Annotated in this window: 10 protein-coding genes; 8 read left to right on the forward strand and 2 right to left on the reverse strand. The window is 43.8% G+C overall.

What is annotated here, in order from left to right:
* Positions 1 to 24: 24 nt before the first annotated feature.
* Both dsrE2 and A9E74_RS08430 read right to left on the reverse strand, forming a co-directional pair.
* Positions 25 to 489 carry a sulfur carrier protein DsrE2 gene (gene dsrE2 / locus A9E74_RS08425; protein ID WP_069296186.1) on the reverse strand — a complete coding sequence of 155 codons (465 nt, stop codon included), beginning with the start codon at positions 487 to 489 and terminating at the stop codon, positions 25 to 27.
* A gap of 3 nt (positions 490 to 492) precedes the next feature.
* Positions 493 to 726: a sulfurtransferase TusA family protein gene (locus A9E74_RS08430; protein ID WP_069296187.1), complete on the reverse strand. Its 234-nt coding sequence runs from the start codon at positions 724 to 726 to the stop codon at positions 493 to 495.
* Between the two features lie 96 nt (positions 727 to 822).
* Between A9E74_RS08430 and A9E74_RS08435 the strand changes: the two genes are divergently transcribed.
* From A9E74_RS08435 to A9E74_RS08470, 8 genes are all read left to right on the forward strand, one after another.
* A complete protein-coding gene (locus A9E74_RS08435; RefSeq protein ID WP_069296188.1) occupies positions 823 to 2271 on the forward strand; it encodes a beta-barrel assembly-enhancing protease in 1449 nt (482 codons plus the stop codon).
* The gene (locus A9E74_RS08440; protein ID WP_069296189.1) at positions 2268 to 2756 is read left to right on the forward strand and encodes a thiosulfate oxidation carrier protein SoxY; all 489 of its coding nucleotides are present in this window, start codon (positions 2268 to 2270) and stop codon (positions 2754 to 2756) included. The genes A9E74_RS08435 and A9E74_RS08440 overlap by 4 nt, the downstream gene beginning before the upstream one ends.
* Positions 2756 to 3073, forward strand: a complete 318-nt coding sequence (soxZ, locus tag A9E74_RS08445; RefSeq protein ID WP_069296190.1) for a thiosulfate oxidation carrier complex protein SoxZ — start codon at positions 2756 to 2758, stop codon at positions 3071 to 3073. The genes A9E74_RS08440 and soxZ overlap by 1 nt, the downstream gene beginning before the upstream one ends.
* Entirely contained in the window at positions 3070 to 4788 is a 1719-nt protein-coding gene (locus A9E74_RS08450) for a histidine kinase (protein ID WP_069296191.1), read from the forward strand. The genes soxZ and A9E74_RS08450 overlap by 4 nt, the downstream gene beginning before the upstream one ends.
* Entirely contained in the window at positions 4775 to 5419 is a 645-nt protein-coding gene (locus tag A9E74_RS08455) for a response regulator (RefSeq protein ID WP_069296199.1), read from the forward strand. Before A9E74_RS08450 ends, A9E74_RS08455 begins: the two co-directional genes overlap by 14 nt.
* Before the next feature lie 204 nt (positions 5420 to 5623).
* Positions 5624 to 6979 carry a sensor histidine kinase gene (locus A9E74_RS08460; protein WP_069296192.1) on the forward strand — a complete coding sequence of 452 codons (1356 nt, stop codon included), beginning with the start codon at positions 5624 to 5626 and terminating at the stop codon, positions 6977 to 6979.
* A 127-nt stretch (positions 6980 to 7106) separates the two neighbouring features.
* The gene (locus A9E74_RS08465; RefSeq protein WP_342670171.1) at positions 7107 to 7619 is read left to right on the forward strand and encodes a response regulator; all 513 of its coding nucleotides are present in this window, start codon (positions 7107 to 7109) and stop codon (positions 7617 to 7619) included.
* A 187-nt stretch (positions 7620 to 7806) separates the two neighbouring features.
* On the forward strand, positions 7807 to 9081 hold a 1275-nt coding region (locus A9E74_RS08470), incomplete at its 3' end, for a PQQ-dependent dehydrogenase, methanol/ethanol family (protein WP_069296193.1).

Below are 9081 nucleotides of genomic sequence, written 5' to 3' on the forward strand. Positions count from 1 at the left end.
TTCTTAATTTAAAGAATAAAGTATCTATATATAAAGTGTGATGTCGGCTTCACTGGCAAATTCCAGAAAGGTAGCTGCCCCACCATGACTTATGCCATCGATGAAATCCGAGTTTTTAAAATCGAATAAATCCACTGTCATTTGACAGGCAATTAATTCAACGCCAGATTCCAGGCAGATTTCACGTAATTCAGCGACGCTGGCGACGCCTTTCTTTTTGAGCTTGCGTTGCATCATCCAGGTGGCAAAAGCTTCAAGACCAGGAATAATCTGTACGATGCTAGGCACTGGAACTGGCATCGGCATGGCTGGGTTACCCAAAGGCGATACTTTGAGTGATAAATCGTTTTTCAGTAACTGCAAACCATAAAAGGTAAAAAATATTTTCGCTTCAAAACCTAATGCTGCGGCAGTTGACGCCAGCAAAAATGGAGGATAAGCGCCGTCTAAAGTGCCTTTACTGGCGATGATGGCGAGTTTCTTAGCCATGCTTTATGCCCCTTTTTCAATGATGAAATACAGCTTTCCGTCAGTTTCTTCGCTGCTTAACAGCGGATTGCCAGTCATTTTGCAAAAAGCCGGAATATCTTTTAGCGCACCTTTATCGGTACAGATGAGTCGAAGTCGCTGCGCAGAGGTCATTTCATTAAGCATTTTGCGAGCTTTGAGCACTGGAAGCGGACAGTTTAAGCCCGAGGTATCAATTTCTGTATCAAAATCTGACATACTGATTTCCTTTAACATATGCGTTTACATAATAAACGCAAGTGGCGTTTTTGTCTTTGCGGAACCGGCCTTAATAAGCCAAGGTCTATAGGCGTTATGAAAAATTTGATCGCTACATTTATTTTTTTATTTAGCTGCGCGAGTACAGCCCAGGCTAATTTAGACATTGCGCTACCTGAGATGGGCGATAGTGCCGGTGCATTAGTATCGCCTATTGAAGAGTATCAGGTCGGTCAATCCTTTTACTGGCGGCTACAACAAACTGTCACACTGGTTGAGGATCCGGAAGTTAATAGCTACATACGCTCGCTTGGAAATAGATTGGTGGCGAACAGCGATGATCCGGGCCGTCCATTTACTTTTTTTGTCGTGCCAGACACCTCGGTTAACGCGTTTGCCGCTCCAGGCGGATTTATCGGGATTAATACTGGTTTGATGTTAACCAGTGAAGAAGAAGCTGAATTAGCGTCGGTTCTGGCGCATGAGATAGCCCACGTTACCCAGCGACATATTTTGCGTAACTTTGAGCGCTCCAAACGCATGAGTGTGCCAATGACAGCTGCAATGATTGCGGCAGCCTTGTTGGGTGTGGCCGATCCAAGTGTTGGTTCTGCGGCAATCATGGCTGTACAGGCTGGGAATGTGCAGATGCAACTGGATTATAGTCGAGCGCATGAAGCTGAAGCCGATAATCTGGGCATGCAAACCTTAGTAAATGCCGGGTTTGATCCACATGCAATGCCACGCTTTTTTGAACGCCTACAAGTTGCTGGCCGCTTTTATGGTGGCAGCCAAATACCTGAATTTCTCCGAACTCACCCGATTACAGTGTCTCGTATTGCAGATGCCAGAGGCCGCGCTGCAAATTATGAACCTCGCCCTCAACTGAGAGATGTTGAACAGTTTTATCTGATGCGTGAAAAGTTACGCGTGATGTCATCAACCAATATGCGTGAGTTGATAAAAACCTACGAAGATAAATTGAAAGAAACACCGTCAGAAGATCAATCTATTACACGTTATGGTTATGCTTTGGCGTTATTAAAAAACGGTAATCTGACGCAGGCTCGCGATTTAGTTAATGGCTTAATTGATTTAGATGATAATCGGTTGAGCTATCATCTGGCGTTGGCTGATATTGAAATTGCCTTGGGAAGAATGGATGCAGCACTGGCTATCTACAATGATTTTCAAAGGGTTTATCCTGATGATTGGGCTCTATCTATCAAACAGGTGCAGGCATTGTTAAGAGCAAATCAACCACAAAGAGCGATTCCCATTTTGCAACGCCAGTTAGATATTGGTGAGTCGTCTGCCACTTTGTATAGGTTGTTGGCCCAAGCTTACGGTGATATGGGGCAGAAAAGTCAGTCGCATGTCTGGCTGGCCGAGCATTACCATAGCTCGGGAAGATTAATGCAAGCCGCTGATCAATTACGTATTGCTGCAGATTATGCTCGTGGCGATGAATTTGAACTCTCTAAAATCAGTTCAAGGTTACGACAGATTGAAATGGATTTGGCGATGATGGAACAAGTGCGATGACCGAAAAATTTGACGAAAATCGTCGTAAGTTAATTAAACAATCCATATCTGCTTCGACATTGGTTTTAGTTGCCGCCAGTGGTTTGACGATTCCTCGGGTGCTGCTAGCACATTGGCCACAAGATGCCTTCAATGCTGAAACCCTAGAAGATGCTATTTTAACGTTCCTTGGAGAAGCTGAAGAGGTCAATGATGAGGCGATTCAATTTACTATTGGATCACCACCGACTTATGCTGTGAACGGGGCGACAGTGCCGGTTGAAATCAGCAGCAGCTTACAAAATATTCAACGTGTGGCTTTTTTAGTTGAAAAAAACCCATTTCCTCTAGCCATGGCGCTTGAACCAACATCTGCGATGAGTTTTCCATTTAAAACAATGCTCAAAGTTGCCGAAGATTCAGAAGTCATTGCCATGGTCAAAGCGGACGATAAGCTTTACCGAACCAGTCGTTATGTTGAAATTGATATTGGCGGGTGTGCCTGATGGCCATAAAATCCAGAGACAGAATTCGGGCCAAACTGCAGGATGGCAATACTGTAGTGAGAATTTTACTGGCGCATCCCATGCACACAGGCCGTGGCAAGAATGAGCAAGATGAACTGATCCCGGCAGAGTTCATTCAGGATATTCGCTGTTGGCGCAACGAAGATGAAGTCTTAACCATCAAATGTGGGACAGCGACTTCGCGTAATCCATATTTTGCGTTTCAGTTGATCGGTGGGGAAGCAGGGGATGTCATACGCTTACGTTGGGTAGATAATGTTGGGGCTAAGGGAACTGCGGAAACCACCGTCGTATGAGTCTGAAACTTCGCGCTAATTTATTTTTTGCTCTATTGCTGTTGCTATCAATGTTGGGTAGTGCGGTAATTCTGATAACCAATGCTAAACGTTCTGTTGAAGCCGAAGTCATTTCCACCATGGATGCGACAGCACATATTATTACCGTTACGCTGGCGGGCGGTGCGCTGGCTAGAGATACCAGCGTCAGTGAACACATGCATGAATTGGTGCGTGCATTAAGCGAGATCCGCAGTTTGCATATTCTCCTGTTTGATCGGCAAGGCTTGATGTTTGAGGGTATGCCGGACAGGGAGTTAGCAGTTCAACCACCTGTATGGTTTGTAAAATTATTGTTCCCCGATGTCTCACCTCTATCAAAGCGTTTCGGCTCTGGTCATATGGTGATTTATCCTGCGCCACTAATGGAAATCAGTGAGCGTTGGCAAGATGTTCGCGCCATTATGGCGCTTGGTATGATTATTTTTGTGATAGTAGCTTTCCTAATTTATTGGGGAGTCGGCTGGGTCATTAGACCATTGCAACGTTTGCTGGATGCCCTAGCCGGATTTGAGCGTGGTGATTTGCATATGCGACTGCCACGATTTTCATTGAAAGAGATGGACCAAATCAGTCAGAGTTTCAACCGGGTTGGTGATGCTTTGGAGCAAAGCTCAACCGAAAACCGCCGCCTGGCGATGTTAGTCAAGCAATCCGGAGATGCCATCCTTTCCTTAGACCATGCTGGTTACATTACTTTCTGTAATGCAGCAGCAGAACGATTATTTGCCGATATACCGAATTTATTAGGTGAGTCTCTTGCCTCGATGCCATTTCAACAAGACCGAAACAGCATTATTTCAGTATTAAATGGTTTTGAATCAGTTGAAAATCTAGAAACTACGCTCAAACGCAGTAATGACGAATTACTTTCTTTATTAATCTCAACTGTTCCGCTAACGGAAAATGATGGCTGTGTTGCCGGTATGATTTGTACTTTGCGTGATATCACTGAACATAAACAAGCCGAAAAAGCTCGTGCTCAACTCTATGAAACTCGCTTGTTAACCAATCACATGAATCAGGTTCAAGAAGCAGAACGCCGTCACCTGGCTCGTGAGTTACACGATGAATTAGGGCAGTGCTTAACAGCGATTAAAACCGATGCGGTGTTAATCCGTAATCGTTCAGAAACTACCGATAATAAAATTTTCCAAAGCGCTCAGGCGATCATCGATACCGCCAGCCATATTTATGATGTTGTGCACAATATGATTACCCGTCTACGCCCTAGTCCATTAGACGATTTAGGATTAATGGCTACCTTGGAAGAAAGCATCAGCAAGTGGCAGCAACGTCAGCCTGACATTCACTTTAATTTGATTACTGAAGGCCAGTTAAATGGCTTTGATGAATCCACTAATATGACGGTGTTTCGTGTGGTACAGGAAGCATTAACCAATGCGGTTCGACACTCAGATGCTGAAAATATTATGGTTAGCGTGATACGGGATAAAAACGAAGCGACGGAACAGTTAACCATTAATATTCGAGACGACGGCAAAGGCATGGTCGTTAACGATTTTCACTCGGATGTGGATTTTGGTTTGCTAGGCATGCGTGAAAGAGCGCAAAGTCTAGGAGGAAAATTTGATCTACAAAGTCAGTTGGGCGCCGGTGTCAATCTGACCATCACCATACCATTGGGGGTAAATGTTCACCATGAGTCTAAATAAAATAACGGTATTACTGGTTGATGATCATGAATTGGTTCGCGCCGGCTTTCGTCGCTTACTGGAAGATGGTGAAAAATTTCAGGTAGTGGCTGAAGCCGGATCGGGCGAACAGGCGGTGCAGGATTTTGCAAAGTATCATCCAAATGTCGTGGTGATGGATATTTCCATGCCGGGCATTGGTGGTGTCGGAGCTATAGAGCGAATTATTGCGCGTGAACCGACAGCGAAAATTTTAGTATTAAGTGTTCATGAAGATAGTGTCTTTACCACCCGTGCAATGCAGGCGGGAGCTTTGGGTTTTATTCCCAAACGAAGTGCACCAGAAGCCATGTTGAAAGCTGTTGAAATGGTTTCACAGGGACGCACCTGTATCGCTCCTGAAATTGCTCAGCAACTTGCCATGCAGAAATTAACCGGCTCAGAGAATCCGCTTGATGTGCTAAGTCAGCGTGAGTTTGAAGTATTCAGACTGCTGGCTGAGGGTAAAACAGTGAACGAAATTGCGGATATTTTGAATTTAAGTCCAAAAACAGTTGGAACACACCATACCAATATTAAACAAAAGCTCAACGTATCAAATTCAGCAGAATTAGCTCGTTTAGCAATTCGCAGTGGTTTGCTGGAAGCTTGATATAGCTGTATTTGATGCCGCACTACGTCTAGCAAAAAACGCTCTGAAGCGAACGTCTTGCTTTCCTGATTTGTAATCAGCAACCAGTTTTTATGGTGGCTAGCTCACATTCTTAATGTGCTTAAAGCTGCAGATCCTTACGCACATACTATAATCTTGTTCATTTTCTGTTTTATGTAGCGTTGGTGTAAGGATCTTTAACAGGTGAATTTGATACTCCAAGTCAATCTGATCATCGTGATGGTATTTATCATCATGTGTGGCCTTGGTGTTAAAAGTACACTTGATGATATTCGTCTTCGAGTTGATCATGAACTGGATGTTTCGACAGAAGTGGCGAATTATGTCATCGAAGCACAAATCGCCCGGGTAGAAATGGCGTTATCTCAACAAGATTTATCACTTTCTGAATGGTCATCACTGTTTCACCTCAAAGATCTCCACGATATCTCACATGTCGATATTGAGCTGATTGCAAACAATGGTGTGTTACTTGATTCGAATCATCCGACCACCGCTAATCTACCTACAGGTCTGCCCCTTTGGTTGGAAAAACGTCTGAAAACATACTTAGGCCATACTGAAGTCATCATCACCCCGATTATCATTGCTGGGCAGCACAAAGGGGATATTGTGATAAGTCCCAATTTTCGTGCTGAATGGAACGATATTCATGCCTATATTAAAAAATCATTGATGCCGCTGATTTTGACTTTTTTTATAGGTAGTTTGATTATTGCCATAATTGCCTCACTGATTCTGTGGCCGGTAACAGACATGTTGCCAAAGAAAAATCAGCACACACAACCCTCACGCTCTCCGTTTGCTTTGTTAAGATTAAACCAATTACTGGCAGTAAATAAGCAACTCAAACTGTTAAAACAACGCTATGTAGATACCGATCAAAAGGTTGATGTGCTGAATCAGCAGTTAATGACCATTCAGGAATCCGAACGTAAGCGCTTATCCGCTGAATTACATGATGAGATTGGCCAACATTTAACTGCAATACAATTTGATTTAAACAACATAAAACATTCTGCCTCTCTTGATGAAGCCAAAACCAGCGCGGCGGCAATTGATTCAGTGCATAGCCGCATGACTACTATTGTCCGCTCTATGTTGCAGCGCTTGCGTCCACCCGAGTTAACCGAATTAGGCGTAAAAGGAGCAGTGACAGAATTATTTAATGATTGGGTCATTCGTCATCCTCATCATCACGCCAATCTATTAATAGAGGGGGACTTCAATCAGCTGGATGAAACGCGGCAGTTAACACTTTATCGAATTGTTCAAGAGTGCCTGACGAATATCAGTCGGCATGCTGGTGCAGAAAATGTTCAAGTCGATGTGAATTTGCAATGCAATCACGACTCTGTATATATAAGTGTAAATGATAACGGAAACGGTTATCATCCCGAACTTTCAAATAATGGTTATGGTTTAACTGGAATGCGAGAGCGAGTAGAAGCGTTGTCAGGTAGTTTTGATATAGCTACTGGACCTGGCAAAGGAGTTGCGTTATCTGCGAGCTTTCCTACCCAAGGTGTTGCTGAATGAAAAATGAAATAAGAATTTTATTGGCTGATGATCATGAAGTGGTCAGATCTGGCTTAGCACGAATGCTTGAACGAAATGATGATATGCATATTGTCGGCGAAGCATTAGTGGTGAGCAGGCTTATCAAATGTACACAGAACTTGATCCCGATATTCTCATCATGGATATGAGCATGCCGGGTATTGGCGGTCTTGAAGCGTTGCGGCGTATTTTGGTTCGTTATAACAAGGCTCGGGTCATCATGTTTTCCATGCATGAAAACGTCACCTTGGCAGTTCAGTCTATGAGTGCTGGTGCAGCGGCTTACCTGGCAAAGTCTGGCGATGCGGACGATATTGTCAAAGCCATCCGACAGGTTATGGAAGGTAAAAGTTATCTCAGCTCGGAAATGGCTCAGCGAATTGCCTTGCAAAGTGTCTCCGGTTCAGAGGACCCGATTCAGCGATTAACGGTACGAGAATTTGAAGTTTTCAGGCTGCTCGCTGAAGGTCATCCACTGGAATATATCGCCGAAACTCTGAATTTAGGCCACAAAACTGTCGCGAATTACCAAACGATGCTCAAACAGAAGCTTGGTTTTCACTCATCTGTAGAGTTAGTGCGGCTTGCAATCAAATATAACGTCATAAAAAGTCATTAATTTTCTCACCCTCTATAGGCACGAAACTGAGGAATAACGGGAAGATCTTCCTTGTTCGGGAAAAAATCCCGATATCAGAGTGATTGGTTCCTAATGATTCTCAGGCAAAATCGGAATAAAGTCACAACCTCATGAAAGAACAGCGACGCTGGCGTCATGAACGATAAAAACTATAGAGGACAACTTTATGAAGCTGAAAACATTATCAATCGCAATGATGGGTTTAGTAGCACCAGGTCTGGTTGCTGCCGATGAACTCATCGAAATGCAAAAAAATGCTAATAACTGGGTGATGCCTGCAGGTAACTATGCAAACACTCGTTATAGCGAACTGTCTCAAATTACTAAAGACAATGTCAAAGATTTGAAAATGGCTTGGTCTTTCTCAACTGGTGTTTTACGTGGCCACGAAGGTAATGCTTTGGTCATGGACGGCACTATGTACGTTCATACAGCGTTCCCAAACATCGTTTTTGCTCTTGACCTGAACAACGATGGCGCCATCATCTGGAAATATGAGCCAAAACAAAACTACGATGAAACTGTACCAGTCATGTGCTGCGATACCGTTAACCGTGGTCTGTCTTATGGCGATGGCAAAATCTTCCTGAACCAAGCTGATACAACACTTGTTGCATTAGATATGAAAACAGGTGAAGTGGTTTGGTCTGACAAACGTGATGATCCAAAAGTTGGCGCGACCAGCACAGCGGCTGCACACGTATTTAAAGACAAAATCATCGTCGGTATTTCAGGTGGTGAATTTGGTGTTCGTGGTTATGTTCAAGCTTATGACTTAGATGGTAACGTTAAGTACAAAGCGTACAGCACCGGTCCTGACGCAGAAATGTTAGTTGACCCAGAAAAAACCATGTCTATGCTGAAACCAGTTGGCAAAGATTCTTCATTGAAATCTTGGCAGGGTGATCAGTGGAAAATCGGTGGTGGTACCACTTGGGGTTGGTATTCTTATGACCCTGACCTGAACCAGTTCTACTATGGTAACGGTAACCCATCTACTTGGAACCCAGTACAACGTCCAGGCGACAACAAATGGACAATGTCTTTGTGGGGTCGTGATTTAGACACTGGTATGGCGAAATGGGTTTACCAAATGACGCCTTACGATGAGTGGGACTATGACGGTGTTAACGAAAACATCCTGGTAGACCAAAAAATCAAAGGCCAAATGCGTAAAATGTTAGTGCATTTTGACCGTAACGGTTTTGGTTACACCATGGATCGTGAAACAGGTGAATTGTTGGTTGCTGAAAAGTTTGACCCAGCAGTTAACTGGTCAAATGGCGTTAACCTGAAAACTGGTCTGCATGATCGTGTAGCGAAATACTCAACTGCACGTAACGGTGAAGACGTGAACACCACTGGTATCTGCCCAGCAGCATTGGGTACAAAAGATCAACAGCCAGCGGCATTCTCACCACGCACAGGTCTGTTCTATGTT

Origin of the sequence: Methylophaga muralis (genome assembly GCF_001720165.1) — a bacterium.
Classification (GTDB): Bacteria; Pseudomonadota; Gammaproteobacteria; order Nitrosococcales; family Methylophagaceae; genus Methylophaga; species Methylophaga muralis.

Bases quoted from the DNA above. Each gene is read 5' to 3' on its own strand.
- dsrE2 (WP_069296186.1), bottom strand. From the start codon at position 489: ATGGCTAAGAAACTCGCCATCATCGCCAGTAAAGGCACTTTAGACGGC.
- soxZ (WP_069296190.1), top strand. From the start codon at position 2,756: ATGGCCATAAAATCCAGAGACAGAATTCGGGCCAAACTGCAGGATGGC.
- A9E74_RS08450 (WP_069296191.1), top strand. From the start codon at position 3,070: ATGAGTCTGAAACTTCGCGCTAATTTATTTTTTGCTCTATTGCTGTTG.
- A9E74_RS08440 (WP_069296189.1), top strand. From the start codon at position 2,268: ATGACCGAAAAATTTGACGAAAATCGTCGTAAGTTAATTAAACAATCC.
- A9E74_RS08430 (WP_069296187.1), bottom strand. From the start codon at position 726: ATGTCAGATTTTGATACAGAAATTGATACCTCGGGCTTAAACTGTCCG.
- A9E74_RS08465 (WP_342670171.1), top strand. From the start codon at position 7,107: ATGTACACAGAACTTGATCCCGATATTCTCATCATGGATATGAGCATG.
- A9E74_RS08435 (WP_069296188.1), top strand. From the start codon at position 823: ATGAAAAATTTGATCGCTACATTTATTTTTTTATTTAGCTGCGCGAGT.
- A9E74_RS08455 (WP_069296199.1), top strand. From the start codon at position 4,775: ATGAGTCTAAATAAAATAACGGTATTACTGGTTGATGATCATGAATTG.